The sequence below is a fragment of the Zwartia hollandica genome (assembly GCF_019923725.1).
Lineage (GTDB): Bacteria > Pseudomonadota > Gammaproteobacteria > Burkholderiales > Burkholderiaceae_B > Zwartia > Zwartia hollandica.
In genome coordinates this window covers 23,431-48,876 of the sequence record NZ_JAHXRI010000005.1, presented here as the reverse complement: position 1 = coordinate 48,876, position 25,446 = coordinate 23,431, and the positions used below count along the sequence as shown (strand labels likewise).

Annotated in this window: 30 protein-coding genes; 16 read left to right on the top strand and 14 right to left on the bottom strand. The window is 54.4% G+C overall.

The features are described from left to right. The 4 genes from tolA to ybgF form a co-directional block, all read left to right on the top strand. A partial coding sequence (gene tolA, locus KZZ10_RS03235; protein ID WP_259660067.1) for a cell envelope integrity protein TolA occupies window positions 1-777 on the top strand: 777 nt, incomplete at its 5' end. 17 nt (window positions 778-794) lie between these two features. After that, a complete protein-coding gene (gene tolB, locus KZZ10_RS03230; protein ID WP_259660066.1) occupies window positions 795-2,123 on the top strand; it encodes a Tol-Pal system beta propeller repeat protein TolB in 1,329 nt (442 codons plus the stop codon). Window positions 2,124-2,149: 26 nt separating this feature from the next. Then, window positions 2,150-2,635 (top strand): peptidoglycan-associated lipoprotein Pal, encoded by a 486-nt coding sequence (gene pal / locus KZZ10_RS03225; RefSeq protein ID WP_259660065.1) that lies wholly within the window; start codon window positions 2,150-2,152, stop codon window positions 2,633-2,635. A gap of 72 nt (window positions 2,636-2,707) precedes the next feature. Then, entirely contained in the window at window positions 2,708-3,400 is a 693-nt protein-coding gene (ybgF, locus tag KZZ10_RS03220) for a tol-pal system protein YbgF (RefSeq protein ID WP_259660064.1), read from the top strand. 42 nt (window positions 3,401-3,442) lie between these two features. On the opposite strand, the gene KZZ10_RS03215 is transcribed toward ybgF, so the two are convergent. The 6 genes from KZZ10_RS03215 to KZZ10_RS03190 all read right to left on the bottom strand — a co-directional run bounded on the left by KZZ10_RS03215 (window position 3,443) and on the right by KZZ10_RS03190 (window position 8,989). Next, window positions 3,443-4,357 carry a DMT family transporter gene (locus KZZ10_RS03215; RefSeq protein ID WP_259660063.1) on the bottom strand — a complete coding sequence of 305 codons (915 nt, stop codon included), beginning with the start codon at window positions 4,355-4,357 and terminating at the stop codon, window positions 3,443-3,445. Between the two features lie 48 nt (window positions 4,358-4,405). After that, window positions 4,406-5,455, bottom strand: coding sequence for an Ldh family oxidoreductase (locus KZZ10_RS03210; RefSeq protein ID WP_259660062.1), 1,050 nt, complete (start codon window positions 5,453-5,455; stop codon window positions 4,406-4,408). A 170-nt stretch (window positions 5,456-5,625) separates the two neighbouring features. After that, window positions 5,626-7,281 (bottom strand): chaperonin GroEL, encoded by a 1,656-nt coding sequence (groL, locus tag KZZ10_RS03205; RefSeq protein WP_259660061.1) that lies wholly within the window; start codon window positions 7,279-7,281, stop codon window positions 5,626-5,628. Window positions 7,282-7,307: 26 nt separating this feature from the next. Then, window positions 7,308-7,595: a co-chaperone GroES gene (gene groES / locus KZZ10_RS03200; RefSeq protein WP_028817000.1), complete on the bottom strand. Its 288-nt coding sequence runs from the start codon at window positions 7,593-7,595 to the stop codon at window positions 7,308-7,310. A gap of 147 nt (window positions 7,596-7,742) precedes the next feature. Further along, on the bottom strand, window positions 7,743-8,546 hold the full coding sequence (locus KZZ10_RS03195; protein ID WP_259660060.1) for a crotonase/enoyl-CoA hydratase family protein: 804 nt from the start codon (window positions 8,544-8,546) through the stop codon (window positions 7,743-7,745). A 68-nt stretch (window positions 8,547-8,614) separates the two neighbouring features. Then, entirely contained in the window at window positions 8,615-8,989 is a 375-nt protein-coding gene (locus KZZ10_RS03190; RefSeq protein ID WP_259660059.1) for a tautomerase family protein, read from the bottom strand. A gap of 80 nt (window positions 8,990-9,069) precedes the next feature. Between KZZ10_RS03190 and pyrF the strand changes: the two genes are divergently transcribed. Next, complete coding sequence (pyrF, locus tag KZZ10_RS03185; RefSeq protein ID WP_259660058.1) at window positions 9,070-9,885, top strand: orotidine-5'-phosphate decarboxylase; 816 nt, start codon at window positions 9,070-9,072, stop codon at window positions 9,883-9,885. Window positions 9,886-9,895: 10 nt separating this feature from the next. Here pyrF and KZZ10_RS03180 read toward each other — a convergent pair whose 3' ends face one another. From KZZ10_RS03180 to ribBA, 6 genes are read right to left on the bottom strand one after another with little or no spacing between them, the layout of a single operon-like run. Next, the gene (locus KZZ10_RS03180; protein WP_259660057.1) at window positions 9,896-10,396 is read right to left on the bottom strand and encodes a CinA family protein; all 501 of its coding nucleotides are present in this window, start codon (window positions 10,394-10,396) and stop codon (window positions 9,896-9,898) included. 32 nt (window positions 10,397-10,428) lie between these two features. Continuing rightward, entirely contained in the window at window positions 10,429-10,944 is a 516-nt protein-coding gene (locus KZZ10_RS03175; protein WP_259660056.1) for a phosphatidylglycerophosphatase A family protein, read from the bottom strand. Then, on the bottom strand, window positions 10,928-11,908 hold the full coding sequence (thiL, locus tag KZZ10_RS03170) for a thiamine-phosphate kinase (RefSeq protein ID WP_259660055.1): 981 nt from the start codon (window positions 11,906-11,908) through the stop codon (window positions 10,928-10,930). The genes KZZ10_RS03175 and thiL overlap by 17 nt, the downstream gene beginning before the upstream one ends. Before the next feature lie 23 nt (window positions 11,909-11,931). Next, window positions 11,932-12,441 carry a transcription antitermination factor NusB gene (gene nusB / locus KZZ10_RS03165; protein WP_375372530.1) on the bottom strand — a complete coding sequence of 170 codons (510 nt, stop codon included), beginning with the start codon at window positions 12,439-12,441 and terminating at the stop codon, window positions 11,932-11,934. Continuing rightward, window positions 12,398-12,913 carry a 6,7-dimethyl-8-ribityllumazine synthase gene (ribH, locus tag KZZ10_RS03160; RefSeq protein ID WP_259660053.1) on the bottom strand — a complete coding sequence of 172 codons (516 nt, stop codon included), beginning with the start codon at window positions 12,911-12,913 and terminating at the stop codon, window positions 12,398-12,400. Before ribH ends, nusB begins: the two co-directional genes overlap by 44 nt. A gap of 10 nt (window positions 12,914-12,923) precedes the next feature. Continuing rightward, window positions 12,924-14,102 (bottom strand): bifunctional 3,4-dihydroxy-2-butanone-4-phosphate synthase/GTP cyclohydrolase II, encoded by a 1,179-nt coding sequence (gene ribBA, locus KZZ10_RS03155; RefSeq protein WP_259660052.1) that lies wholly within the window; start codon window positions 14,100-14,102, stop codon window positions 12,924-12,926. 103 nt (window positions 14,103-14,205) lie between these two features. Here ribBA and KZZ10_RS03150 point away from each other — a divergent pair, with 103 nt between their 5' ends. Both KZZ10_RS03150 and KZZ10_RS03145 read left to right on the top strand, forming a co-directional pair. Beyond that, complete coding sequence (locus KZZ10_RS03150) at window positions 14,206-15,015, top strand: HAD-IIB family hydrolase (protein ID WP_259660051.1); 810 nt, start codon at window positions 14,206-14,208, stop codon at window positions 15,013-15,015. A 76-nt stretch (window positions 15,016-15,091) separates the two neighbouring features. After that, on the top strand, window positions 15,092-16,660 hold the full coding sequence (locus KZZ10_RS03145) for a CYTH and CHAD domain-containing protein (protein ID WP_259660050.1): 1,569 nt from the start codon (window positions 15,092-15,094) through the stop codon (window positions 16,658-16,660). Here KZZ10_RS03145 and ftsY read toward each other — a convergent pair. After that, a complete protein-coding gene (gene ftsY, locus KZZ10_RS03140) occupies window positions 16,657-17,772 on the bottom strand; it encodes a signal recognition particle-docking protein FtsY (RefSeq protein ID WP_375372529.1) in 1,116 nt (371 codons plus the stop codon). The two genes, KZZ10_RS03145 and ftsY, sit on opposite strands and share 4 nt — an antisense overlap. A gap of 70 nt (window positions 17,773-17,842) precedes the next feature. Between ftsY and rsmD the strand changes: the two genes are divergently transcribed. The 3 genes from rsmD to KZZ10_RS03125 are packed head-to-tail and all read left to right on the top strand — an operon-like array spanning window position 17,843 to window position 19,306. After that, window positions 17,843-18,493, top strand: coding sequence for a 16S rRNA (guanine(966)-N(2))-methyltransferase RsmD (gene rsmD, locus KZZ10_RS03135; RefSeq protein ID WP_375372528.1), 651 nt, complete (start codon window positions 17,843-17,845; stop codon window positions 18,491-18,493). After that, a complete protein-coding gene (gene coaD, locus KZZ10_RS03130) occupies window positions 18,490-19,002 on the top strand; it encodes a pantetheine-phosphate adenylyltransferase (protein WP_259660048.1) in 513 nt (170 codons plus the stop codon). The genes rsmD and coaD overlap by 4 nt, the downstream gene beginning before the upstream one ends. Before the next feature lie 40 nt (window positions 19,003-19,042). Beyond that, complete coding sequence (locus KZZ10_RS03125) at window positions 19,043-19,306, top strand: YfhL family 4Fe-4S dicluster ferredoxin (protein ID WP_259660047.1); 264 nt, start codon at window positions 19,043-19,045, stop codon at window positions 19,304-19,306. A 20-nt stretch (window positions 19,307-19,326) separates the two neighbouring features. Here KZZ10_RS03125 and KZZ10_RS03120 read toward each other — a convergent pair whose 3' ends face one another. Beyond that, complete coding sequence (locus tag KZZ10_RS03120; RefSeq protein ID WP_259660046.1) at window positions 19,327-19,710, bottom strand: MOSC N-terminal beta barrel domain-containing protein; 384 nt, start codon at window positions 19,708-19,710, stop codon at window positions 19,327-19,329. A gap of 179 nt (window positions 19,711-19,889) precedes the next feature. Between KZZ10_RS03120 and KZZ10_RS03115 the strand changes: the two genes are divergently transcribed. The 6 genes from KZZ10_RS03115 to KZZ10_RS03090 all read left to right on the top strand — a co-directional run bounded on the left by KZZ10_RS03115 (window position 19,890) and on the right by KZZ10_RS03090 (window position 25,429). Further along, entirely contained in the window at window positions 19,890-21,164 is a 1,275-nt protein-coding gene (locus tag KZZ10_RS03115; protein ID WP_259660045.1) for an ABC transporter substrate-binding protein, read from the top strand. A 135-nt stretch (window positions 21,165-21,299) separates the two neighbouring features. After that, window positions 21,300-22,202, top strand: a complete 903-nt coding sequence (locus tag KZZ10_RS03110) for a branched-chain amino acid ABC transporter permease (protein WP_259660044.1) — start codon at window positions 21,300-21,302, stop codon at window positions 22,200-22,202. Then, window positions 22,202-23,170, top strand: a complete 969-nt coding sequence (locus KZZ10_RS03105) for a branched-chain amino acid ABC transporter permease (protein WP_259660043.1) — start codon at window positions 22,202-22,204, stop codon at window positions 23,168-23,170. Before KZZ10_RS03110 ends, KZZ10_RS03105 begins: the two co-directional genes overlap by 1 nt. Continuing rightward, window positions 23,167-23,967, top strand: coding sequence for an SDR family NAD(P)-dependent oxidoreductase (locus KZZ10_RS03100; protein WP_259660042.1), 801 nt, complete (start codon window positions 23,167-23,169; stop codon window positions 23,965-23,967). The genes KZZ10_RS03105 and KZZ10_RS03100 overlap by 4 nt, the downstream gene beginning before the upstream one ends. Further along, a complete protein-coding gene (locus KZZ10_RS03095) occupies window positions 23,967-24,719 on the top strand; it encodes an ABC transporter ATP-binding protein (protein WP_259660041.1) in 753 nt (250 codons plus the stop codon). The genes KZZ10_RS03100 and KZZ10_RS03095 overlap by 1 nt, the downstream gene beginning before the upstream one ends. Then, window positions 24,716-25,429: an ABC transporter ATP-binding protein gene (locus tag KZZ10_RS03090; RefSeq protein WP_259660040.1), complete on the top strand. Its 714-nt coding sequence runs from the start codon at window positions 24,716-24,718 to the stop codon at window positions 25,427-25,429. The genes KZZ10_RS03095 and KZZ10_RS03090 overlap by 4 nt, the downstream gene beginning before the upstream one ends. Window positions 25,430-25,446 lie beyond the last annotated feature (17 nt).

The window sequence follows — 25,446 nt, the reverse complement described above, 5'->3', positions numbered from 1 at the left end:
CCCCCGCCGCCCCCCCCGCCCCCTACGCCTTCCACGTCCGCCCCCCCACCCAAGGCCGAGGTGGATCCAGAAATTGCATTGGATGAAGAGCGCAAGAAGCGAGAAGAACAAGAGCGGCTCGAGCGTGAAGAGGTTAGGAAGGAAGAAGAGCGAATCAAGCGTGAACGCGAGCTTGCGGCCAAACGTGAGCGCGAACGCTTAGAGCAACAGCGCGAAAAAGCCGAACGTATCGAAGCAGAAAAACGCGCCAAGGAGGAGGCGGTCGCTAAAGCCGCTCTAGAGAAGAAGAAAAAAGAAGAAGCCGACAAAAAGGCTAAAGAAAAAGCCGAGGCTGACCAAAAGGCAAAGGAGAAGGCTCAGGCGGATCAAAAGGCCAAAGAAGCGGCTGCAGCCGCGGCAAAACGCGAGCAAGCCTTGCGTGATGCGTTCCGTAATGACGCCATGGGGGCCGCCGGCATCCCGGGCGGCACAGCCGACCGCAATCAAGCTGGTGGTGGCCGCAATGACGGCTATGGCGCCCAGGTCCGGGCCTGCGTGCAGCCAGGCGTGGCCTTCCCGACACCACCACGCAGTGGCTCAACAAATCCTGCAGCGGTGTACCGCGTACAACTGCGCCCGGATGGCACGATTTCCGACGTGAAGCTCACCCGCGGGTCAGGCAATCCGAACTTCGACCGAGCTGTGGAGACCGGCATTCGGCGATGCACGCCCTTCCCCAAACCACCCTCTGGCACCTATCCAGGTTACATAGACGTCAATTACAATATGTACGATTGACAGGAGCTCGCAAAAATATGACGCTTACCCGCACGTTCGGCAACCGAGAATCTATCCGCGCTCTTTTACAGAGCACACGGGTGTGGCTAGCCCTTTGCCTCGTGCTCTTAGGCCTTGCGGCAGCCCTTCCAGCAAATGCACAACTCCGTGTCGACATCTCCGGCACCGGGGCACAACAATACCCTGTTGCAATAGCCGATTTCAGTGGCGACCCAGCTGGCGCACAAATTGCTGAAATCATTCGTGCCGATCTGACGCGCTCGGGACAATTTCGCTTGATTTCAACCTCTGGGTCCAATCTGACGGTAGACACACCGATTGCCTTCGACGAGTGGCGCACCCGTGGTGCGGATTTCATCGCCTATGGCACAGTGGTGCGCTTACCCGATGGGCGCTTTGAGGTGAAGTACCGTCTTGGTGATACGGTTAAACGCGGCCCTCTTGATGGAGTCGCTTTTTCGGGAACCGAGAAAGAACTTAGACGCGTTGCGCATCAAATCGCTGATCGCATCTACGAAAAGATTACCGGAATCCGGGGCGTTTTTGCGACGCGCATAGCCTACGTACTAAAGCAAGGTAACACCTATGAATTGCAAATTGCCGATGCGGATGGTCAAAACCCCCAAGTCGCGCTGCGTTCGCGTGAACCGGTTATTTCTCCTGCGTGGTCTCCAGACGGCTCACGTCTAGCTTATGTCAGCTTCGAGTCCGGCAAGCCGGTGGTATACGTGCACCAACTGGCAACCAGCAAGCGCTTTCCGGTTGCCAATTACAAAGGCAACAACTCGGCACCCGCCTGGTCACCTGACGGTAGCCAGTTAGCGGTCGTGCTGACACGTGATGGCTTGTCACAGATTTACACTGTGAGCGCTGCCGATGGCTCGAACTTGCGACGCATCACGCGCTCGCCGCTCATCGACACCGAGCCTGTATTCAGTCCTGATGGGCGCTCCATCTACTTTACAAGCGACCGCAGCGGCAGTCCGCAGATCTACCAAGTTGGGCTCGATGGTGGTGAAGCACGCCGCGTAACGTTCAACGGCGGTTACAATATCTCACCTAGAATTTCTCCAGACGGCAAAACGTTGCTCACTGTAACGCGCCGAGACGGGGCATACCGTATCGTTTCGTTGAACCTGACGAACAACACCGAGTCCTTCCTAACAGCCGGACGAGATGATCAGTCGCCTAGTTTCGCGCCTAATGGCATGCAAGTTTTGTACGCCGCCGTGCAAGGTGGTCGAAGTGTGTTGGCAGGTGTTTCCAGCGATGGACGTGTGCGCCAAACACTATCGATCCTCAACGGTGAAATCCGCGAACCCACCTGGGGCCCGTTTTCCAAATAGTCGAATCTCCTAGCAAAGGAAACATCATGAAAGCTCGTATCGCCAAAGCATTAACCATTGCGGCAGTTGCCGCTAGTCTCGCTGCTTGTAGTTCAGTGTCACTGGACGATCAGGCTGGCGCTGGTGCCGGCGCGGATGGCTCGGGCATTCTTGACCCGTTCAACCCACAAAGCATCTTAGCTAAACAACGTTCCGTTTACTTCGACTTCAACAGCTACACCGTCAGCGAGCAATACCGCAGCTTGGTTGATACGCATGGCAAATACTTGGCCAGTAAGCCACAACAACGCGTTGTCATTGAAGGCAACACGGATGCACGCGGCGGCTCCGAGTACAACTTAGCGCTCGGTCAGCGCCGTGCAGAAGCAGTTCGCCGTATGCTTACCTTAATTGGTGTGTCTGATACCCAAGTTGAGACCATTAGCTTCGGTAAAGAAAAACCAAAAGCTTTGGGTGATAGCGACGCAGACTACGCTGAAAACCGTCGTGCAGATTTCAACTACAAGCGCTAATTCGTAGCGTTTGTGTTAGACCTGTTCAGGGCGGCTTATCAGCCGCCCTGTTACTTTCGAAAGGAATTACCCATGATTTTTAAATCATCGCTTGTCCGCCAGATTGTGGTTGGTGTCACACTTACTGGTAGCGTCCTGCTGACACAAACGGCTTTCGCCTTTGCCGATGACGATGCGCGCAGGGCAATCGTGGATTTACGCCAACAGATTAAAGTGCTCACCGAGGCCAATCAACGTGCACGCATCCAGCTAGCCGACCAAATTGAAGGGCTAGAGCAAGAGGTAGCGCGCTTACGTGGCGAGATGGAGCAACTCACACGCCCAGGTGGCGCAGGTAATGCTGCCAATGCAGCGGGTGGGGGACGTGCTCCAGACGCACGCTCACAGGACCCCAGAGAGCAGTCGGCCTTTGATCAGTCGATGGAAACATTTCGCAAAGGCCAATACAAAGAAACAATTCAAAATCTAACCGCATTTATGACGCTGTATCCAGACAGCGCCCTGGCACCGACCGCACAGTTTTATCTGGGTAGCAGCCGTTACGCCTTAAAGGACTTCAAAGGTGCGATGGGGACACTGCAAGCAATGGTTCAGAAGTATCCGACCCAGCAACGCGCACCTGACGCCTTATTAATGGTGGCCGCTTGCCAGATTGAACTCAACAATCGTCCAGGTGCAAAGGTAACGCTACAACGCATCATTAAAGACTACAAGGGCACCCCTGCTGCCGATACCGCAGCAAAGCGTCTGCCGCTTTTACAGTAACGCTTCTTTGGCGGTTCGGTGCTGGTTTGTACGATGCCCAGATCAGGGCATCGTTAGTAGCAGACAGGCGACTCCGGCAACAATTAACACGATGCCGAGCGTCTCCCGTCGTGTGCTCTTACTCAAGAACACCCGCCAAGAAAGCAACTGTGCGAATAACACTTCAACGAGCCCAAGCGTGCGCACATTCGCCGCGGCTGTCAAGGCGAAACCAAGAAACCAACCTTGTGACGCCGAGGCGCCAAGCAAGCCACCCCAGATTGAAATACGCCAGGCCTTCAAGCAACGCACCCACGCTTCGTAATGAAAGGTCATCATCCAGGCAGCCAGCAATATTGTCTGTAAACCAAGTCCACAGGTAAGCGTCCAAGAAGCGCGTACGAAAAAATGCGCCTCACCTAAAGCCAAGATGCCGCCTCGAAATGAAACAGCAGCAATCGCGAAACAGGCGGCTGCCAACAACCCCAATACGACAGGCTGCCAGGAAGATCCTGTCTCACCGCCAGCCGCTGGCTTAGACGCCATGATGGTTACGCCCACAGTCGCGACAATAATCGCCCCCATCGCTAATAAAGAAATTTGATCGCCCAACACAATGAGACCAAACAGCGCAACCTGAACAGGCTCCGTCTTTGTCCAGGCCGTGACCACAACAAAGGCGCGTTGCCGCATAGCAGCTAACATCAAAGCGGTCGCCGCGATTTGCGACAGCGCCCCAGCCAGAACAAATAAGGCGAAGTTCATGTTCATCGAGGGCAATACAGACCCCGTCACAAAGATGGCAATCAGTGTGAACAAAAACGCGAACGGGAATCCATACAAAAATCGGACCTGTGTTGCGCCAAGCGTGCCGAGTTGCTCAGTCAGGCTGCGCTGAATGGCATTACGTCCTGCCTGAGCAGCCGCTGCAAAAATTGAAGCGGGGATCCATAACCACGTCCACTCATGCTCAGTCATCTTGGGCTACCTGTCTATATAAAAAAGGCTCGATTAAAGTAGGTGCAATCATTTTGCTCGTGCTGCGTGCTGATGCAGCAAAATAACAGTCGTGGCATCAAGCGTAATGCCCTGGGCGCGTTGCTGCTTCATTTTATGCAATTCGATTTCGCCAGGGACAATGACCGGGCGCCCCTCGACCGCAGCCGGGCTGTCATGCAAGATCGAAGCAAAATCAGTCATGCGTTCAGCGAGCCATTGCGTCGACCCAAGCATCTGCGTATTAATCAAAATAAAGAAGTGGCCTAGATTTTGTGGCTCATCCGGAGCATCTACCCAAGATTTCACGTGAGTTAAATAGGCAGCGTTCGAAAGCAGGCCCGCAAACAAATCAACTAGTAGGGCCAGTCCATACCCCTTGTGGCCACCAATCGGCTGCAAGAAGCCGTCGAGTGCGGCCTTCGGGTCTGTTGTTGCTCGGCCTTTATCATCCGTTGCCCAGGTGTCAGGGATAGCCTCCCCCCGCTTGAACGCGTTACGAATCTTGGCGCGCGCCACGACGCTCATTGCCATATCAAGCAGAAAAGGATCACCACCTGGGTTGGGTACACCGAACCCCAGGGGGCTGTTACCCAAACGGGCATCACTGCCGCCCCAAGGTGCAATCGTCGTTGTCGCATTGCTTCCAATAATGCTGGCAAAGCCTTCTTGCGCAGCAAGCAAGGAATAAGGGGAAATCGGTCCAAAATGATTGCTGCCGCGAGCAAATGCCATACCAATGCCGCACTCTTTAGCCGCTTGCATCGCCGCCCTCAGCGCATGCATACCGACAAGTGGTCCGACACCGTTGTCACCATCGACTAGTCGTAAGGCAGGTGCTGGCGATTGCACCGTAATGTTAGGGCGTGCACTGATACCTTTGACTAGCAAGCGCTCGCCGTAGGACTCTACCCGAGACAATCCGTGCGTACTTAGGCCAAAGAGATCGGCCATAACAAGCACTTGCACAACATCTTTGGCATCGGCCAGGGTTAAACCAAGTCCTTGGAAAGCCTTGACCGCTAAAGCCGATAACTCGGCCTCGGACCATACCGTTTGTACCTGTGCATTTTGGGTCATCTGCAACCGCCTCATTACTTGTGTGAGCCAAAGCATACCCGCGAGCGAGCTTGCCGTCATGGGCGGAGATTGTACGCAAAGACGCCACGCATAAAAAAACCCCCGGTAACCTACCCGGGGGTTTGGTGCATACCCCGAAAAATCGAGGTCGGTGTGTGAAAGACCTGGGCTTAGAAGCCCATGCCGCCCATACCACCCATGCCGCCCATATCGCCACCAGGCATACCGCCGCCGCCGGCTGGTTTGTCTTCAGCGAGTTCGCAAACAGCGACTTCGGTTGTCAGCAACAGGCTGGCAACAGAGGCTGCGTTCTGCAAGGCTGTACGCGTTACTTTGGTTGGATCCAGAACGCCTTGCTCGACCAGGTCACCGTACTCGCCGGTGGCGGCGTTAAAGCCGTAGTTACCTGTGCCGTTCGCAACGTTATTGACCACAACGCTTGGTTCGTCGCCAGCATTAGCAACGATGGTGCGCAGAGGCTCTTCGATGGCACGCAAGACAAGCTTGATACCAGCGTCTTGGTCAGCGTTGTCGCCCTTGACCTTCGAAACCACAGCGCGTGTACGGATTAACGCAACGCCACCGCCAGGAACAATGCCTTCTTCCACCGCTGCACGGGTTGCGTGCAAGGCGTCTTCAACACGTGCCTTCTTTTCTTTCATTTCGACTTCGGTCGAAGCACCAACACGGATCACAGCAACACCGCCGGCCAACTTAGCCACGCGCTCTTGCAGTTTTTCACGATCGTAGTCTGATGTTGCTTCTTCGATCTGAACACGAATCTGCTTGACGCGTGCCTCGATCGACTTAGCATCGCCATGACCGTCGATAATGGTGGTGTTTTCTTTGCCAACTTCGATGCGCTTTGCTTGACCGAGTTCTGCCAGCGTAGCTTTTTCAAGCGACATGCCGGTTTCTTCGGAAATGACGGTACCACCGGTAAGGATGGCGATGTCTTCGAGCATTGCTTTACGACGGTCACCAAAACCAGGCGCTTTGACAGCTGTGGTTTTGAGAATGCCGCGGATGTTGTTGACGACCAACGTAGCCAAAGCCTCGCCTTCGACGTCTTCAGCCACGATCAGCAGTGGGCGGCTCGACTTGGCAACTTGCTCAAGTACGGGCAAGAGGTCACGAATGTTGCTGACTTTCTTGTCGTAAATCAGAACATAGGGATCATCCAGCGCTGACACTTGCTTGTCAGGGTTGTTGATGAAGTATGGCGACAGATAGCCGCGGTCAAACTGCATACCTTCAACAACGTCGAGTTCATTCTCAAGCGACTTACCGTCTTCAACAGTAATGACGCCTTCCTTACCGACTTTGTCCATTGCGTCAGCAATGATCTGGCCGATTGAGAAGTCGCTGTTTGCCGAGATCGAACCGACTTGTGCGATTTCCTTGGTTGTTGTGCAAGGCTTCGAGAGCTTCTTGAGCTCTGCCACCGCAGCAATAACAGCTTTGTCGATACCGCGTTTGAGGTCCATTGGATTGATGCCGGCGGCCACGTACTTCAGGCCTTCGACAACGATCGACTGCGCCAACACGGTTGCCGTGGTGGTGCCGTCACCAGCGTTGTCAGAGGTCTTGGAAGCCACTTCCTTGACCAGCTGCGCGCCGATGTTTTCAAATTTGTCTTTGAGTTCGATTTCTTTAGCGACCGACACACCGTCTTTGGTGACGGTTGGGGCGCCGAAAGAACGCTCGAGCACGACATTACGACCCTTAGGACCCAGGGTTGCTTTTACTGCGTTGGCGAGGATGTTCACGCCACGGACGATACGCACACGTGCGTCATCGCCGAATAGGACTTGCTTGGCAGCCATTTAGATTTCCTTCCGTATTCTGTGAATTACTGGACCACAGCGAGGATTTCTTCCTCGCGGATGACGAGGACTTCTTCGCCATCGACTTTAACGGTCTGACCGGCGTATTTGCCGAACAGAACTTTGTCGCCGACTTTGACATCCATCTTCAACACTTTGCCGTCTTCGGTTTGTTTACCGGGACCAACGGCTAACACCTCACCCTGATCGGGCTTTTCAGCGGCGCTTTCAGGGATAACGATGCCCGAGGCAGTTTTGCGCTCGTTGTCCAGGCGTTTGACGATCACGCGATCGTGCAGGGGACGCAGGGCCATGTAGAACTCCTGTTACAAAAATAATGGTTGTGAGAAACACTTCGCTGAGTAGCCAACAATATTGTTAGCACTCATTGAAGTCGAGTGCTAATTATAAGGTCTCTTTGCCGGATTTCAAGTCCGGCTTGAGAAAACTTAGGAGTTTGCCTATTTACGCGCTGCCTGTCGGGCGGCCTTGGCCTCCATGAAATCATTCACAATCTTGGCGTGCTCGGGCGTTTTATGGGCAATCGCTTGGTAAGCTGCTGATAACTCAAGCAAATTCGCCAGCGAGGCTGTCTGTCCCTCGCGTAACAAACGCTTGGTCATGCGCACAGCAGGTGGTGAATTCACGGCCATCTTGCGCGCAAGCGTCTGGGCTGTCGTCAGCAGATCCGCGGCGGGCACAACGCGCGACACCATTCCCCAATCCAGTGCCGTCTTTGCATCGATCGCCTCTCCTGTGAAGGACATTTCGGCTGCCCTTGCCATGCCAATGACGCGCGGCAAGAACCAGGCGCCGCCATCACCCGCCACAATCCCGACCTTCACAAAGCTTTCGGCAAACGTCGCCTGCTCTGAGGCAATCCGTAGGTCGCACATGCAGGCCAGATCGCATCCTGCGCCAATGGCTGGTCCATTCACTGCCGCAATCGTGGGGACCTCAATCTGGTGAATCGCTAAGGGCAAGCGCTGAATGCCTTGCCGGTACTCCTGCCGCAGCACGTCGCTACCAAAGCCGGACCCAATCTGTCTCTGCATTTCGTCGATCTTGCCGCCCGAGGAAAACACCGGGCCTGAGGCCGTGATGATGACGGCACGCACGCTCGGATCATGCTCAATGCGATGGCACGCATCAAGCATTGCCTCGACGATGCCGGTGCCGGTCAGTGCGTTGCGGGTCTCTGGGTGATTGAGCGTAAGCGTCACCACGCCCAAATCATCTTGTTCGTATTGCAAAACGGTTGTCATTCTTTGACCTTCGCTTATGTTGAAAAATGAAAGAAGAGGCTGTCAGCGCTTAAGCGGTCTTGCAACGCCTAACGTCCAGCCGCTTTGGCAGTAATGCCGCCCGCCACGCCAAAATCGGTCGCTGGACGATCGAACAAAATCACACGGATGTTTTGTTTGGAAACCCCAATGGCGCGCTCTGTGGCATCCGCCATCGCAGCAATCAGCGCCGCCTTTTGTTCCTCAGTACGTCCACGAATCAAGCCTACGGTGATCATCACCATTTCTTTGCCCAACTCACCGGCCACGATGACATGCTCAGCGGGAATCTCTTGCAACACAACACGCACCGAAGCCAACGGGGCGGCGATACTGTCCACAACGGACTGTGTTAACTTTTTCAAGAGCTCGGTCTTGTTGGCAGGACTGTAGCCTTGCAGGATCTGGACGTTGAGCATTGGCATGGCGTGCTATCTTCCCGAAGTAAAATGAAAAGCCTGAATCGTACAGGCGGTCGGTCTTTATAAACCAAGTTTCCTCATCTATGTCATTTATCAACACCCTTAACGCCGCCTGGATCAAGTCAAATTCCCTGCTGATGGTCGGGCTAGACCCGGACATCACAAAGATGCCTGCCGAACTAGCCGGCAGACCCGATTCGATTTTTCAGTTCTGCAAACAAATTGTCGATGCCACCGCACCTTTTGTGTGTGGATTTAAGCCCCAGATCGCGTATTTCGCGGCGGAACGCGCGGAAGGTCAGCTCGAGGACCTGTGTGCCTATATTCGCGAGACTTATCCACAGTTGCCCCTGGTACTCGACGCCAAGCGCGGCGATATTGGCGCGACAGCCACGCAGTATGCGAAAGAGGTATTTGGTCGCTACAACGCTCATGCCGTCACGGTGAGCCCCTACCTCGGCGCAGACTCGGTGGACCCGTATTTGGAATGGGAAGATCGTGGCGTGATCGTGTTGTGCCGGACATCCAACCCAGGCGGGTCGGATCTGCAGTTTTTGATGACGGACGGCGTGCCACTTTATCTGCGCGTAGCCGATTTGGTAGCGAACAAATGGAACAAAACGGGTCAGTGCGGGCTTGTGGTCGGGGCAACCTTCCCCAAAGAGCTCGCTGCGGTGCGCAAAGCAGTGGGAAACGATATTCCACTGCTTGTGCCGGGAATCGGTGCGCAAGGTGGGGACATCGCTGCAACCTGCGCTGCGGGTTGCAACACGCAGAAGACCGGCATGATGATCAACTCATCGCGAGCGATTCTTTATGCGAAGGGCCCAGGACATTGGACTGAAGCTGCCGCCGCAGCAGCAAAACAGACGCGCGATGACATCAACGCGCATCGCTGAGAGTTGCTGACTAAGAGGTCAGTAGGTCGCAGGCAGACTGCAGTGCAAACGCCACTGACGCATGGCGCACCGCACTTCGATCGCCTTCAAAGACTTTGGAGGTCGCATGCACCACGATCCCCGAGGGTAAGCGCTGTGCGAATCCAAACCACACCAGGCCCACAGGTTTGTGGGCCGTACCACCGCCCGGGCCCGCGATGCCCGTCGTAGTAAGCGCAAGTGTCGCAGGCGGAGAGTGCGCCAACACCCCTGCTGCCATCGCCTCTGCCACTTCTTTACTCACCGCGCCAAACTGAACGAGCGTGTCTTTGGGCACACCAAGCTGGACGTGCTTTGCACCATTGCTGTAAGTCACCCAGCCTTGCTCAAACCAAGCGCTCGAGCCGGCAACGGCGGTCGCTGCTCCCGCTAATAAACCGCCGGTGCAAGATTCCGCCGTGGCAAGCCAACCTTGCCGAGCGACTAATAACTGCCCAAGCCGCAGGGCCAAGGCATCGGTATCAGTTTGCATGCAAACACCTCCTAAATGTACGCGTCGAGTGCTCAGAAAGCGATGCCAACTCGAACCAAAATAGCCATTACTAGCAAGGTGTAACCTGCGGCCAGTAAATCATCAACCATCACCCCTACTCCCCCTTTGAAGCGGGTATCGACTTGACGAATAGGAGGGGGCTTGACCGTATCAAAAAAACGAAACAACACAAAAGCAGCAGCCTGTGCCGTTAACGAATCTGGCACGAGCCACAGCACGATCCAAAAGGCAACGAACTCATCCCAGACGATCCCCACATGGTCGGCAACACCCAGCTGCGCGGTCACTCGCTCGCAAGCCCAACAGCCATAAATGAAACAGGCGACCAAGAACACGGCGATCGCCGTGTCACCCACACCCGGTGCCGAGAAGCTCCAGAGTAGCCACGCGAGCAACGTGCCCCACGTGCCAGAACCTGGCCGAACCAATCCCGAGCCAAACCCAAACATCATCATTCGCCCGGGGTCAGAAAACACCCAAGACAAGGTCGGCCACTTGGTCAGATGCCTTTCAGAGACGCGCGTCACCAGAACTCCTGAAATGATCAAACCCGTTCGGAAGGTCGGACAACGCATGCCCGCCTGCATCCCGCACGACTACACCCGATCCGCTGGTGATTCGACCAACGCGGGCCAAGGGAACGCCCGTTTCGATTGCGATGCGCTGAAGACTGTCTCGCTGCGCAGGCGATGCGGTGAAGCAAAGCTCGTACACATCACCACCAGCAAGGATCGCGCGACGCACATGCGCGGCGTCATAGCCCGTTAACGCGTCGTGTACAGGCATTGCGACCTCCTCAAGCTCAGCGGCAACGCCACTCGCCTTGAGAATATGTCCAAGATCTTGCACAAGCCCATCCGACAGATCAATCGCCGCATGCACATGCGAGGCGAGCCTGCGACCCAACGCAACCCGCGGCGTAGGTTTCTCTAGAGCAAGACGTGTTTGTGCCAGAAGTTTTTCGTCCCGCGGCAGCTCGCCAGCCAGCATTCGGCATGCAATGTCCGCTGCGCCGAGGTCTCCAGATACCCAGATGTCATCACCCAGCACTGCGGCGCTTCGACGCATCGCTAGCTCGGGGGCTACTTCACCAAAGACCGTGACACTCAGCGTGACACCCTGCATGCTGCGCGTGGTGTCGCCACCGATCAGCGCGCAACCGAATTCATCGGCAAGCGCATAAAACCCATCCGCAAAACGAGATACCCATTGTTCGTCGACACTTGGTAAGCCAAGTCCCAACAGACACGCAAGGGGTTTGGCGCCTACTGCAGCCAAATCCGAGAGGTTGACGGCCAGCGCCTTATGCCCAAGCCGGAATGGATCCGTCCCAGCAAAAAAATGGCGCCCCTCGAGCAACAGATCCGTGCTGGTCGCCAACTGCATACCCGGCTTCACGGAAAACAACGCGCAGTCATCGCCCGCACCAAGCATGTCACCTGGCACAGGTCGACTAAAGTAGCGCGTGATGAGTTCGAATTCGGATGGCACGAGTATGGTTGCCCCGGAGACGCTCAACGACGGGTTGTCGCTCGGGTTTCAGGTGCACGCACTTGCGCGGCAAGTTTGTCGAGTACGCCGTTTACGAACTTAAAGCCATCGGTGCCACCGAACGACTTGGCGAGCTCGACGGCCTCGTTAATCGCCACCCGGTAAGGCACTTCAACGTGATGCACAAGCTCGTAGCTGCCAATCAACAAAATACCATGCTCAATTGGGGATAACTCGGCAAGAGGCCGGTCAATGAAGGGAGAAAATTTCTCTCGCAATGGCCCCGCGTCTTTCATCGCGCCATGCAATAGCGTTTGAAACCAGACTGCATCAGCCTGCTCAAACTCATCTTCGTCCCGCAAGTGCGCCTCAATCTCGCCAGCATCCTGCAAGCTATCCGTATCACGCACTAGCCAGGCGTACAAACCTTGCAAAGCAAGTTCTCGCGCCCGTCTGCGCGCGCTGCGTGGCGGAGTTACCGCGCCCGCTTCAGCGTCGTGCGTCGGATTGTTCAAGATCTTCGTCCTCTTCATCTTCGTCGGCTTCAGGCTCAAGCGCAGCCACAAGATTTGCCATCTCTACCGCACACTGTGCGCAGTCGCGACCTTTATCGGCGGCACGCACTTCGGCCTGTTCGTCAGTCTCGGTTGTCAACACACCGTTAGCAACCGGGATCCCTGTTTCGAGGGAAATGCGAGAAATTGCTGAAGCACTTTCATTGCTCACAATTTCAAAATGATAGGTTTCACCGCGAATGACGGCGCCCAGTGCAATCAACGCATCAAACTCAAAGGTCTCGGCCATACGCGCGAGTGTTACACCAAGCTCTAGGGCCCCAGGTACCGTGACGACCATAATGTCACGCTCGTCAACACCAAGGCTCTCGAGCTCTTGCAAGCAAGCATCCAGTTCAATTAAGCCGATATCCTCATTGAAGCGGGCACGAACGATGCCAATATGCAGGCCCTCGCCATTCATGTCGGGGGTCAAGGTGTATGGGCTCATGGTGTGCTTCCTATTTGTTACGGGTGGGGGGTTGGTGTTCGTAACCTGTCACGTCCAGACCGAAGCCTGGCATGATGCTTGGCATCTTGCGCGGGCGCGCCAACAGGCGCATTTGTCCGACGTTCAAGTCTCGTAAAATCTGAGCGCCCATGCCATAGGTGCGTAAATCCATACGTCCAGATTCACGCTTAACGGGCGGTGCGCTGGGTGCTCCCTGCCAGCTCGCAATTTGACCAAACAAGTGGTCTGCCGAGCCCTGGCAGTTCAAAAAAACCATGACGCCCGCCGAAGCCTCTCGGATCGCCTTGAGCGCTTCGCCCACGCCCCAGCTGTGACCGGGGCTTTGCACATCGATCACATCGAGCACCGACGTGGGCTCGTGCACTCGCACTAGCGTTTCCCGGCCGGGATCAATTTGACCGTACACCAAGGCAAGATGCGGATGTCCGGCCACGGTATCACGATAGGCAATCATCTGAAATTCACCCCAAGGGGTTTGTACGGGGCGCGCTCCAACACGCTCGATCACAGACTCGTGCTCACTACGGTACTGAATCAAATCAGCAATCGTGCCGAGTTTTAAATTATGTGTGCGCCCGTACTCAATCAGATCCGGCAGCCGTGCCATCGTGCCGTCGGGCTTCAGGATTTCGCAAATTACGGCTGCGGGTGTCAATCCAGCCATCGCGGTCAAGTCGCAACCTGCCTCGGTATGACCAGCGCGCACCAGCACGCCGCCAGGAACGGCACGTAGCGGAAAAATATGACCAGGCTGGACTAAGTCAGAGGCCTTCGCATCCCGTGCAACAGCTACGCGCACCGTCCGCGCGCGGTCTGCTACCGAAATTCCAGTTTCAACCCCCTCAGCCGCCTCAATCGAAACCGTAAAGTTTGTACCGTACGGGGTACCGTTTTTATTCGACATCAGCGGCAATTCGAGTTGCCGACAACGCTCTTCCGTCAAGGTGAGACAAACCAAGCCACGCCCATGCGTGACCATGAAGTTGATCGCCTCGGGGGTCACGAACTCTGCTGCCATGACAAGGTCACCCTCGTTTTCACGGTCTTCCTCGTCCACTAGGATCACCATACGCCCCATTCGGAGCTCATCGATAATCTCAGAGACCGGTGAAATCGCCGAGGGCGGTACGGGAGTTGTGCTCGTTGCGAGAGAAATTTTGGCGGACATGGTTGTCGGACAATCAGGCGAATCTAAACACCTATTATAGAATCGTTAAGATAAACCATACGGCCCCAGCCTACTGGCGCCCAAACTTCCTCCCGGAATACGCATGCGCGCACTCAATACCCTTAGACCCGAGCACGCCGCTAAGATCCAGTTTCTACTGACTGATATCGATGACACCTTAACGACCGAAGGGCGTCTCACGGCAGACGCCTACGCGGCACTTGAGCGTCTTTGGGCTTCTGGCATCACTGTTATCCCCATCACAGGGCGACCTGCCGGCTGGTGCGACCACATCGCGCGTATGTGGCCAGTTTTTGCGGTTGTAGGTGAAAACGGGGCGTTTTATATGCGCTATGACCACGAACAAAGGCGGATGCTGACCCACCATTTCGCGAGCGATACAGAGCGTCGAGCCAATCGGGAGCGTCTAAATTCCCTCTCAATCAAGATTTTGAGTGGTGTTCCAGGCTGTGCGCTGGCAAGTGATCAAAACTATCGTGAGGCGGATCTAGCCATTGATTTTTGTGAGGATGTCCCGCCTTTGCCCGAGGACGCAGTCAAGAAAATTGTCTCACTCTTTGAAGCAGAGGGTGCGCAAGCGAAGGTCAGCTCCATCCACGTCAATGGTTGGTTTGGCCACTATGACAAGCTTTCCATGACGCGCACCTTGTTCGCTCGCGAATTTTCAAGTCGGCTCGAGGAGCTCCTGCCCGTGTGTGCGTTCGCTGGGGACTCACCGAACGACGAGCCGATGTTCCGGTTCTTTGATTATTCGGTCGGCGTGGCCAATATTCAAACTCAACTGCACCGTCTGACGCATAAGCCCAAGTTTGTCACGCCCTCTTTAGGCGGTGCCGGCTTTGTTGAACTGGCCAACTGGATTCTCGAGGCAAAAAAGATACAGAATTCTTAGCTTTTTTACCTTGTCATCAAATTTAGGTGGGGTGGTCGATACACTTTGCTTCCCTAAAGGCTGCTTAAACACCCGAATGCTAGAACAAGAACTCAAATTGCATGTGCCTGTGACAGCCCGCCTCGGCGTTGAGCGCGAACTGGCTCGGGGAGCGCTTACGCGCACTCGGTTACGGGCGCTCTATTTTGATACGCCAACACGCACCCTTGCCCGCGCGAAAATTTCGTTGCGACTTCGCTTAGAAGGTCGGCGCTGGGTACAAACACTAAAGATGCCAGGGTCCGATAGCCTCTCCCGCATCGAACTCAATCAGGCTCGCCCTGGCCCCGTTCTTGACCTGAGTGTATATGCGGGACTTCCAGCAGGCGTTGTCCTCACGTCACTGACCGAACCTTTGGAAGTTCGATATGAAACGAATGTCCTGAGACTGTCCCGAATCCTTCGAGACAAAACTGGTCGCGTCGAAGTTGCGTATGACCGCGGCGTTATTCGTGCTGGCGCGCTTGAGCTACCGATTTCTGAAATTGAATTTGAACTGCTATCGGGGCCGCTCGAAACGATATTTACACTTGGTAAGCGCTGGCAACAAAAATTTGCCTTGCTTCTCGATGCGCGCAGCAAAGCTGAGCGCGGGGATCGCTTGGCTCAGCTAAACAAAACCTTGACTGCGCTTGATGCGCTGAACGCACAAGACTCAGAAACAAAACGCATCGAGGCAGTCGCCGCATTCTGGGCGCCCCAACCGGTCACGCCGATCGTGTTAGACGCACAAAGCAATGCTGCACAAGCCTTGCGCGACGTATCTGCCGAGTGCCTGGATCAAATCATTCGAAACAGCGCATTCATTGCTGGCGTGGATACCGGTGACCTCTACCTAGACAAGCGCTCTGAACATGTGCACCAGCTGCGTGTCGGCATTCGTCGGCTACGCTCTGCCTGGTCTTTTTTCAATGGGCTGACCGACTTACCCAGCCTGGAAGTACGCACTGAAATAAAAATGCATTTTGCTCAGCTGGGTGGCGCTCGCGATGACGACGTCTTGCGAGAACTGATTTTGCCCATTTTGCGCAAAGCAGGGCAACCTCCATTAGTTCTGGAACAAGCAGTGCAAGATAACCATGCCGCGACAACCGTTCGCAGCGTGCGTTACCAGTCTTGGCTGCTTGAGATGCTGGCGCGTGTTGTACTGCCTTCGGTCCCGGCCGCTTCGGCCACTGTACAGACTGACGAAGAAGTGCTTGCGAAACCTGTAGAGCAATCGCTTGAACAAACGCTCAGCAAAAAACTAAAGAAATGGGATCGCAAAGTTGTAGCGGAGGGGAGCCAACTTCCAACGCTAGACATGGAAGCCCGGCATGAGCTGCGCAAACGGGGCAAAAAGCTGCGTTATGCGCTGCAGTTCTGTGAGTCGATCTTGCCACAACGTCGACTGGCTCCATACAAAAAGGCTCTTGCGCGCGTACAGAATATTCTGGGCGAGATGAATGATCTGATCGTAGCGCGTGAACGCTTCGTCGGCTTACGCGACACACAACCTAGTGCTTGGTTTGCCTGCGGGTGGATTACCTCGCGACTTGATACCTTGACGCTTGAGGCGACAGAGGCCTTCAAAGCGCTTGCGAACACCCACAGGCCCTGGCGTTAGCCTACTAACGCAGCCGCAAAGTCTGCGGCCACAAAGGGCTGCAGATCTTCCATTTTTTCGCCGACGCCAATCCAATAGACGGGAACCGGACGTGTGCCTTGGGATCCAGCAGCTACGGCAGCCAGGGTGCCACCTTTCGCGGTCCCATCTAATTTTGTAACGATCAACCCGGTTAATCCAACCGCTGCGTCAAAACTCCGGATTTGCGACAGTACGTTTTGTCCGGAGTTGCCGTCGACAACAAGTAAGACCTCATGCGGCGCTGTCGGATCAGCCTTGGCAATCACACGGCGAATTTTTTTCAGTTCGTCCATCAAATGCAATTGCGTTGGTAGACGCCCTGCTGTGTCGATCATCACGATATCCATGCCACGCGCACGACCCGCATGAACAGAATCAAAGGCCACCGCAGCAGGATCACCACCGTCTTGCGCGACAACAGAAACATTATTGCGATTGCCCCACTCAACTAGCTGCTCACGTGCGGCAGCGCGAAACGTATCACCTGCAGCCAGCAACACCTTAGCCCCGCGTTGCTGCAGCGCGTTTGCCAACTTTCCAATCGATGTTGTTTTGCCAGCACCATTCACGCCAGTAATCATCACGACAAGCGGCTTAACATGCCCAACATCAAAAGGCTTTTCGAGAATCTTTAAGTGGTCAGCCAGCACGTCTTTCAAAGCTTGACGTACGGCATCGGCGTCTTCGATTCGGTCTCGTTTTACACGGGCACGTAGCGCCGACATCAGTTGCTCGGTCGCCTCAACGCCCGCATCGGCCATGATCAAAGCCGTCTCAAGCTCTTCGAACAAATCCTCGTCAACACGTACGCCGACAAACAGACTTCCAAGACTTTGCCCAGTTTTGGCCAAACCGCCCTTCAACTTGGCTAGCCAAGACGTTTTTTGTTCTGCAATTTGTTCTTCTGTTTGTTCTGCGCTCTGGTCTTCTACCAGCTCAAGTGCTGGCGCGTGAGCCGGCGCTTCAGGCTGTTGAGCCGCGTCCACAGAAACAATAGGGACTGCCGCACTCGGCTGCGCAATGTCGGCCGACACAATGGGCAGCCCAGTCTGGCGACCAAGCGGGGCGCCTGATAAGGCCTGGGACAACATAAAGCGTCGGCCCTGCACGGGAGGGCTCTGCGCCGCATCCGGGGAGACCTCGGTACTGGTATTCTGCGAGATGCTCAGATCCGGCGCAGGCGTCGTGGTCTGGGCCTCTGGAAGAGGCTCAACGGGCGTAGTTTTTTTCTTGAAAAAGCGAAACATAGTGAAGAAGTATATTCGGATCGTTGGCGGACAGTTTCGTCGCACACCAATCGAGGTGATCGAAGTGGACGGTTTGCGTCCTACGCCAGACCGAGTCAGAGAAACCTTGTTCAATTGGCTAAACTTTTTTTGGCAAGGTGATTTTCAGAGTAAGCGCGTCCTGGATCTATTTGCCGGAAGTGGCGCGCTAGGGTTTGAAGCAGCCTCGCGCGGCGTTGCGCACGTCCAACTAGTGGAACAACACCCCAAAGCTGTCGCCGCCCTTAGGGCTTTACGCGATAAGTTAGGTGCACAAGCAGTTAGAATTCACGCCGGTGATGCAAAGCATATAGTTGAAAGACTAGAGGCGGCGCGGTTTGATCTTATTTTTTTAGATCCACCGTTTGGAAAAAACTGGCTCGAAGAACTCTGGCCCATTCTTCCAAATTTGTTAGAACCCAACGGTCTTGTTTATATTGAGGCCGAAAAACCGATTTTTGTACCCGAGCAGTACGACTTATTGCGCCAAGACCGGGCAGGGGCCGTACACTATCACCTTATCCAAATTGCTGCATTGCAAAAATGATCACTGCTATCTACCCTGGTACGTTCGACCCGATGACACGCGGCCACGAAGACTTAGTGCGCCGAGCAGCTAGCTTATTCGACCGCGTTGTGGTCGGTGTGGCACATAGCCGGAATAAAAAGCCGTTCTTCGCGATCGAAGAGCGCGTTGAAATCGCACGTGAAGTGCTCGGCCACTACCCCAATGTCAAAGTGGCCAGCTTTGCCGGTCTCTTGAAAGACTTTGTGCGCGAACAAGACGGGCGGGTGATTGTCCGCGGCCTGCGCGCCGTATCCGACTTCGAGTACGAGTTTCAAATGGCCGGCATGAACCGCCATTTGCTTCCGGAAGTTGAAACCTTGTTCATGACACCCTCTGACCAATACCAGTTTATTTCGGGCACGATTGTGCGCGAGATCGCAGAGTTGGGCGGCGATGTGAGCAAGTTTGTGTTTCCGTCAGTCGAACGTTGGCTACAAGCCAAAGCGAAAGAGCGCCGGGAACAAAACGCCGCAGCACCCAAAGCGTAATCCCAAAAGGGATTGCGCCTGACCGGTTTTCAGGAGCGTTATGGCACTGCGCATCACCGATGAATGTATTAATTGTGACGTGTGCGAGCCACAATGCCCCAACGATGCGATCTCGATGGGCGAAGAGATCTACATCATTAGTCCGGCAGCATGCACCGAATGCGTTGGACATCACGACGAGCCTCAGTGCAAGGTCGTGTGCCCGGTCGATTGCATTGAAATCCATCCGCAATGGAAGGAAGGCCAAGACGCCTTAATGGCGAAGTATCGTGTCCTAACCGCCTCAACCACAGAAAAAATTTAAAGCAGCGGGAAGGCTCACCCTTACGGCCAAACCGGTTGTTTCTTGTCGGGATGAATTTTGACAAAGCGACATGATTGACCAAGCGCTTTGCTGAACCATACCGCGGCAACCTCGCCCTCATCAATGACGACAACAGGCTGCGCGGCAATAGTAGCCGGACGATTCACACTTTCATCATCCTCAATCACATCGAGCGGGATATCCATACGCAGCATTCCCGGCGCACGCAGCACCAGAGCACCCATTTTCAAATCGACCGTCACCTCTAGCAACTTTGGGCACGCCAAAGAAGTTAACCACTCGCCCTGCGCATCGATCACCATCCAGCGGTGGTGGTAGTCACCCGCCAACCTATGGTCTGTACCGGCACAACCGGCCACTGGAAAAAACTTTGCTTGTGTCATTTAGCTAGCATCCAAAAGGTTTCACTCTAGCGACACTTTAGCGCATCCCGCCACACCTAGAAACAACACGCCTAGGGTTTTCCTGAGACTTCGGTTCTTGACAAAAACTAAGTAAAAACGTCCTATAGAGGTTAGTTCAAAACACATAACTATCATCTGAACACTACGGGAGACAAAAGATGAGCGCAGCTTCAACATCGAACTCAAAAACGGCCCTTCGCCGCAAATTACTAAAAGGCGCAGCCGCAACCGCTGGTATGGCAGTCTTGGGTGCCCCAGCGATCTCATTAGCGCAGAATAAGACCATTCGTATCGGTATGCCGACGATTCTGTCTGGCCGTGTCGCCATGCTTGGCATCTCCTCACGTAACGCCGTTGCGCTTGAAGTTGAGAAATTTAACGCAGCCGGTGGCTTGGGCGGACGTATGATCGAAATGGTCGTGCGCGATTCCAAAGGCCAGCCTCAAGAGGCCGCACGCGTTGCCCGCGAACTGATCACCGGCGACGGCTGTGAAATGATTTTGGATGCGGAAGCGTCTTCAGGCGCCTTTGCCGTACACGAAGTGGCCAAAGATTTGGGAGTACTTGTCGTGCATACTTGTTCAGAGACGTCGTCTCTGACTGCAGATCCAAAATTGCGCTTCCCAACGGCGTTCCGCTCCGCGCGCCAAGGCATCCACGATGCAATCGTTGGTGGGTCCTATGGCGCCGAGGTTGCCAAGCGTCTCAAACTCAACCGCTGGATGAGTATCTCGCCTGACTATGCCTATGGTCGCGACACCACAGCCGAATACTTTGAATATCTCAAACACTTCAACAAAGACATTGAAGTCGTCGGTCAAGTTTGGCCCAAGCTCTTCCAGGCGGACTATAGCGAAAACATTACACGTCTCGTTCAAGGCAAACCACAAGCGCTTTACTCCGCGCTGTGGGGCGGCGACATGACCTCCTTCATCGATCAGGCAGGCATCTACGCTCTGTTCAAGGACAAGCAATTCTTTTCGCCAAACTTAGCAGAGTATGCGGTACTGACAGCGGTCAAGAACGTTCCGCCAAATATGCACTCAGGCAACCGCTACCTGCGTAGCTTCCCAAATACTCCCGCAAACAATGCGTGGGCCGATGCCTATCAAGCCAAGTTCAAAGAGCTCGCACTGAACTGGTCTTGGGAAAACTCTGCCGGTATTAACCTCATTATGACCGCAATGAAAAAAGCCAATAGTTCTGATGGCAAAAAAATAGCGGAAGTGATGCGCGGCTTGAAAATTGACTCGCCTTTCGGCGCAGACGGTACGCTCACCATGCGGGCTGAGGACCACACGCTGGTGAACTACGCGATTGGCTACGGCTCTCTCACCAACAAAGAGCCATACATGACCAACCAGGTCAACGGTAGCTGGGCTCAAATTTATGAACTCGAAACCGAATGGAAGAAGCGTAAAGGTTGGGCATAAGCCCCGCTGCGCTTCACACTGAAGTCGACGGGGTCTCTGCCATGTTGATTGGCAGAGACCCCTTTCGTATCGAGCGATGGCGTTGTTACTGCTCGCCCTCGCTGTGCCACACGTTGGTTTCACTCGGAGACATCTTTGGATCCCACCGCACTATTCGAATGCCTCTCGTCCATCTCCTGTATCGTCACCCAGACCAGTACGGGACTCATCGTGGGAGCGCTGCTATTTCTAGTTGCCGCAGGCCTCACGCTTATCTTTGGCGTGCTCGGCGTCATTAACTTTTCGCATGGCTCGTTTTATATGCTGGGCGCCTACATCGCGCTGTCTGCATACCGCCTAACTGACAGCTATCTGCTTGCAGCGCTGATTGCCGGAATTGGAGTGGGTCTCTTTAGCCTGATCTTCGAGCGCTTTTTCATGCGGCGTGTCTACAACGCCGATGTTCTGCTGCAACTATTGGTCTGCTATGCCTTCATATTGATTCTTGACGATGCAGTCAAAATTATTTGGGGTCACGAGTTTCAATCGATGGGTATGCCCGCCGCCTTCCAAACACCACCGCTCTTCATTGGCGGCGGCATCGTGCCGGTCTTCTACGTATTTATGATGGGTGCCGCTGCCGTGATCGGTGCGATCCTATGGTACGTTCTGACGCGTACGCGCATTGGGAAGATTGTGCGCGCAGCAGCCCACAATCCGACAATGACATCCGTGCTTGGTCTAAATACGACATGGATTTACGCTGGCGTTTTCGTGTTTGGCGGAGCCTTGGCGGGGCTTGCTGGAGCGCTCGCCGCGCCGGTTCGCTCGATGTCTGCTGGCATGGGCTTCTCAATTCTGATTGAGTCCTTCATCGTCACGGTGATTGGTGGCATGGGCTCAGTGAGCGGAGCGTTAGTTGGCGCGTTACTGATCGGTCTCGTGCGCTCTTTTGGCTCGATCGGATTTCCTCTTTTTGTAGAGGGCATCATGTTTCTTGCGATGGCCTTGATTCTTATACTCAAGCCGAGCGGCCTTCTTGGTAAGGAGCAACGCTGATGACCACGCATTCAAGCTTCAATAAGGACCTACTCGTCGCGTTGGCCGGACTCGCGATCTTAGTCGCGATTCCATTTTTCTCACCTGGACGCGTGGCGTTAGACTTTGTCATCCGTTTAGCTGCCTTTGGTCTTTTTGCGACCTCCCTCAACATTTTGGTGGGCTATGGCGGCATGGTGTCGTTTGGGCATGCCATGTTTTTTGGCGGTGGAGCCTACGCCTTTGGCCTGCTGATGCAGAAAGGCGGTGCTTCTATCCCAGTAGCAATACTTGGTGCCGTCCTGTTTTGTGCCGTCTTAGGCTTTGTCATCGGTTCGATCTGCGTGAGGCTAAAGGAAATCTATTTTTCATTCCTTACCCTCGCATTTCAAATGTTGATCCACAGCATCATCATCACCTGGACATCACTGACGGGTGGCGATCAAGGACTGATGGGCGGTATTCCGCGCGTCTGGGGCAGTTTGAACCTCGCTGATGTACAGACCCTGTATTGGTTTTCTTGCGTGCTTGGCGTAGTTTGCCTCTTTCTCATGCGCTACATCCTCCAGTCACCTTTCGGTTACACCTTGCGGATGGTGCGCGACAACGCAGATCGTGCACAGTTCTTAGGCATTAACGTCTGGAGAGTGCGACTCTATGCCTTTATCTTAGCTAGCTGCTTTGCAAGCGTTGGCGGTGTCATCATGGCCTTGTTCGTTTCAGGCGCCTACCCGGAGTTCAGCTACTGGACGATGTCAGGCGAAGCTGTATTCATGATCATGATGGGTGGTCTACATACCTTTATTGGTCCTGTGGTGGGCGCAGGGCTGTTGATGATCTTCAACGACATCATCACACGCACAACCGAGTATCACGGTTTAGCGCTAGGTATCATCGTCCTGTTTTTTGCCTTAGGTCTCAAACGAGGCATGACGGATTTCGTTGTTCAAATTTATCAGTCGCTTAGTCGCAAAGGAGCACGTCCATGAGCAAGAAGCCCTCTATTACTGTCGTTACAGGTGGCTCAAGCGGAATTGGTGCAGCCTGTGTACGTCATCTCGCCAAGCGCGGTGACCATGTTGTCTCGCTTGATCTGCCAGGTACGTGGTCCGACGAAAAAATGAAACCGATGGGCGTACAGGCTTATGCGTGTAACGTGACGGATGACGATGGCATGCGTAAAGTCGCAGAAATGATCGAGGCCACGCATGGTCCCGTCACCGCACTTGTGAACTGCGCTGGAATTCTTCAGCATCGTCTGCCCCCAGATCGCCTCACCATGACGGAGTGGGATCGCGTCGTCGATATCGATCTGCGCGGTACATATCTAGCGTGTGCCATTTACGGCTCACGCATGGTGGAGCTCGGCGGAGGCGCGATTGTTAACATTGCGTCGATCACCTCACTGCGGTCCTCTCCGCTACACGCCTATGGCCCTGCAAAAGCTGCGGTCGCCTCCATGACGGCCTGCTTAGCGGCGGAGTGGGGCCGCTCGGGCGTGCGGATCAACGCAATTTCTCCTGGCTATGTGCTGACTGAGGCACTACAGGCTGCGATTGATCGCAAGGATCGCAACCCCGAAGACCTGACCTCACAAGCAGCAATGGGTCGTTTCGTGACACCCGATGAAATCGCAGACTCAGTCGGTTTCTTGTTATCGCCAGCCGCAAAAGCCATTACGGGCATCAATCTTCCTGTTGACGCGGGTTGGTTGGCTGGATCAACTTGGCAAACATACGGCGGTGTTCCGCCCGCACGCAACGTACAAAGCGAGGGTCGTAAGTAATGCTCAAGATCGAACACCTTAATAAGTCCTTTGGTGGTGTCGTTGCGACCTCAGATGTCTCGATTCATTTCAAAACAGAATCGCTAAGCGCTGTCATTGGTCCCAATGGTGCTGGCAAGACCACCTTCTTTAACTTGATCTCTGGCGCGTTACGACCTGACTCAGGTAGGATTTTGCTAGATGGTGAGGATATCGTCGGCCTGCCCAGCAGCGAAATTGTGCACAAAGGGATTGGTCGTGCATTTCAGGTAGCCAAACTCTTCAAAACCTTAACGGTAGAAGAGTCCTTACGGGGTGCCCTGATGTCGCCTCTCGGGAAGTCCTCGCAAATGCATGGTCGCTTTCCCTTAGCGCAAACGCGCGACCGCGCTTATGAGGTCATGGAACAACTTGGTTTGCACACCAAAGCAGATGTCATTAGTGGCAATCTCTCTCATGGGGATCAAAAGCTCCTCGATATGGCTTTAGCACTTGTGCTCAAGCCAAAAGTACTGTTGCTCGATGAGCCTGTTGCGGGCATGGGGCCCGAAGAGCGTGAGCAGATGATTCAAACTGTTTACGCGCTTTGGAAAAAAGGTGGGCTCACCGTCGTACTGATCGAACATGACATGGAGATCGTCTTCCGTATCTCTCAGCACATTCATGTGCTGTCATACGGAAAGGTGCTTGCCGAGGGTAATGCCGAGCAAATTCGTAACAATCCAGCGGTGATCGAAGCCTATCTAGGAAAGCCAGCGGAGGTGCACGCATGAGCAAGCAAGTATTGAAAGTCGACGGCATCGATGTTTTTTACGGGACGAGCCAAGCGCTATTCGGTTTGTCCTTCGATGTACAACAAGGTGAAACCTTAGCCTTACTCGGGCGCAACGGAGCAGGCAAGAGCACGACCATGAAATCGGTCGCAGGCGTTATCCCAGCACGCAAAGGGACCGTTACTTTGCACAACCGAGTTGTAACGGGCAAGGCCGCCCATTTAATCGCACGGGCTGGCGTGGGCTATGTGCCCGAAGATCGCCAGATTTTTCCTGACCTGACTGTTGAGGACAATCTCACTATCGCGGTCAAAAAAGGCGCCAACGGTGAAGACGACTGGAGTGTTGATCGTGTCTATGACATGCTGCCGCTGCTTAAGCCTCTACGTGAACGCTTGGGGGGACAACTTTCAGGCGGCGAACAGCAAATGCTGACGGTCGGTCGCTCCCTGATGGGCAACCCGGATGTTCTGTTGCTCGACGAGCCCAGTGAAGGTCTCGCCCCAATCATGGTTCAAAAGATTGACGATCTAATTCAATCCCTACGGAAAATGGGGAAGACCATCGTGCTAGCGGAACAGAATTTGCACTTTTGTTTAGGCTTAGCCGATCGTGCTGTGGTCATCGATAAGGGCAAGGATGTGTTCTGTGGCACGATTTCAGAATTGAACGCCAACGCTGAAATTAAACAACGCTATTTGTCCGTCTAACTCTTTCTATCACTCAA

Coding starts and splice junctions, on each gene's coding strand:
- tolB (WP_259660066.1), top strand. CDS start 795: ATGACGCTTACCCGCACGTTCGGCAACCGAGAATCTATCCGCGCTCTT.
- pal (WP_259660065.1), top strand. CDS start 2,150: ATGAAAGCTCGTATCGCCAAAGCATTAACCATTGCGGCAGTTGCCGCT.
- ybgF (WP_259660064.1), top strand. CDS start 2,708: ATGATTTTTAAATCATCGCTTGTCCGCCAGATTGTGGTTGGTGTCACA.
- KZZ10_RS03215 (WP_259660063.1), bottom strand. CDS start 4,357: ATGACTGAGCATGAGTGGACGTGGTTATGGATCCCCGCTTCAATTTTT.
- KZZ10_RS03210 (WP_259660062.1), bottom strand. CDS start 5,455: ATGACCCAAAATGCACAGGTACAAACGGTATGGTCCGAGGCCGAGTTA.
- groL (WP_259660061.1), bottom strand. CDS start 7,281: ATGGCTGCCAAGCAAGTCCTATTCGGCGATGACGCACGTGTGCGTATC.
- groES (WP_028817000.1), bottom strand. CDS start 7,595: ATGGCCCTGCGTCCCCTGCACGATCGCGTGATCGTCAAACGCCTGGAC.
- KZZ10_RS03195 (WP_259660060.1), bottom strand. CDS start 8,546: ATGACAACCGTTTTGCAATACGAACAAGATGATTTGGGCGTGGTGACG.
- KZZ10_RS03190 (WP_259660059.1), bottom strand. CDS start 8,989: ATGCCAATGCTCAACGTCCAGATCCTGCAAGGCTACAGTCCTGCCAAC.
- pyrF (WP_259660058.1), top strand. CDS start 9,070: ATGTCATTTATCAACACCCTTAACGCCGCCTGGATCAAGTCAAATTCC.
- KZZ10_RS03180 (WP_259660057.1), bottom strand. CDS start 10,396: ATGCAAACTGATACCGATGCCTTGGCCCTGCGGCTTGGGCAGTTATTA.
- nusB (WP_375372530.1), bottom strand. CDS start 12,441: ATGAAGAGGACGAAGATCTTGAACAATCCGACGCACGACGCTGAAGCG.
- ribH (WP_259660053.1), bottom strand. CDS start 12,913: ATGAGCCCATACACCTTGACCCCCGACATGAATGGCGAGGGCCTGCAT.
- ribBA (WP_259660052.1), bottom strand. CDS start 14,102: ATGTCCGCCAAAATTTCTCTCGCAACGAGCACAACTCCCGTACCGCCC.
- KZZ10_RS03150 (WP_259660051.1), top strand. CDS start 14,206: ATGCGCGCACTCAATACCCTTAGACCCGAGCACGCCGCTAAGATCCAG.
- KZZ10_RS03145 (WP_259660050.1), top strand. CDS start 15,092: ATGCTAGAACAAGAACTCAAATTGCATGTGCCTGTGACAGCCCGCCTC.
- ftsY (WP_375372529.1), bottom strand. CDS start 17,772: ATGTTGTCCCAGGCCTTATCAGGCGCCCCGCTTGGTCGCCAGACTGGG.
- rsmD (WP_375372528.1), top strand. CDS start 17,843: ATGCTCAGATCCGGCGCAGGCGTCGTGGTCTGGGCCTCTGGAAGAGGC.
- coaD (WP_259660048.1), top strand. CDS start 18,490: ATGATCACTGCTATCTACCCTGGTACGTTCGACCCGATGACACGCGGC.
- KZZ10_RS03125 (WP_259660047.1), top strand. CDS start 19,043: ATGGCACTGCGCATCACCGATGAATGTATTAATTGTGACGTGTGCGAG.
- KZZ10_RS03120 (WP_259660046.1), bottom strand. CDS start 19,710: ATGACACAAGCAAAGTTTTTTCCAGTGGCCGGTTGTGCCGGTACAGAC.
- KZZ10_RS03115 (WP_259660045.1), top strand. CDS start 19,890: ATGAGCGCAGCTTCAACATCGAACTCAAAAACGGCCCTTCGCCGCAAA.
- KZZ10_RS03105 (WP_259660043.1), top strand. CDS start 22,202: ATGACCACGCATTCAAGCTTCAATAAGGACCTACTCGTCGCGTTGGCC.
- KZZ10_RS03100 (WP_259660042.1), top strand. CDS start 23,167: ATGAGCAAGAAGCCCTCTATTACTGTCGTTACAGGTGGCTCAAGCGGA.
- KZZ10_RS03095 (WP_259660041.1), top strand. CDS start 23,967: ATGCTCAAGATCGAACACCTTAATAAGTCCTTTGGTGGTGTCGTTGCG.
- KZZ10_RS03090 (WP_259660040.1), top strand. CDS start 24,716: ATGAGCAAGCAAGTATTGAAAGTCGACGGCATCGATGTTTTTTACGGG.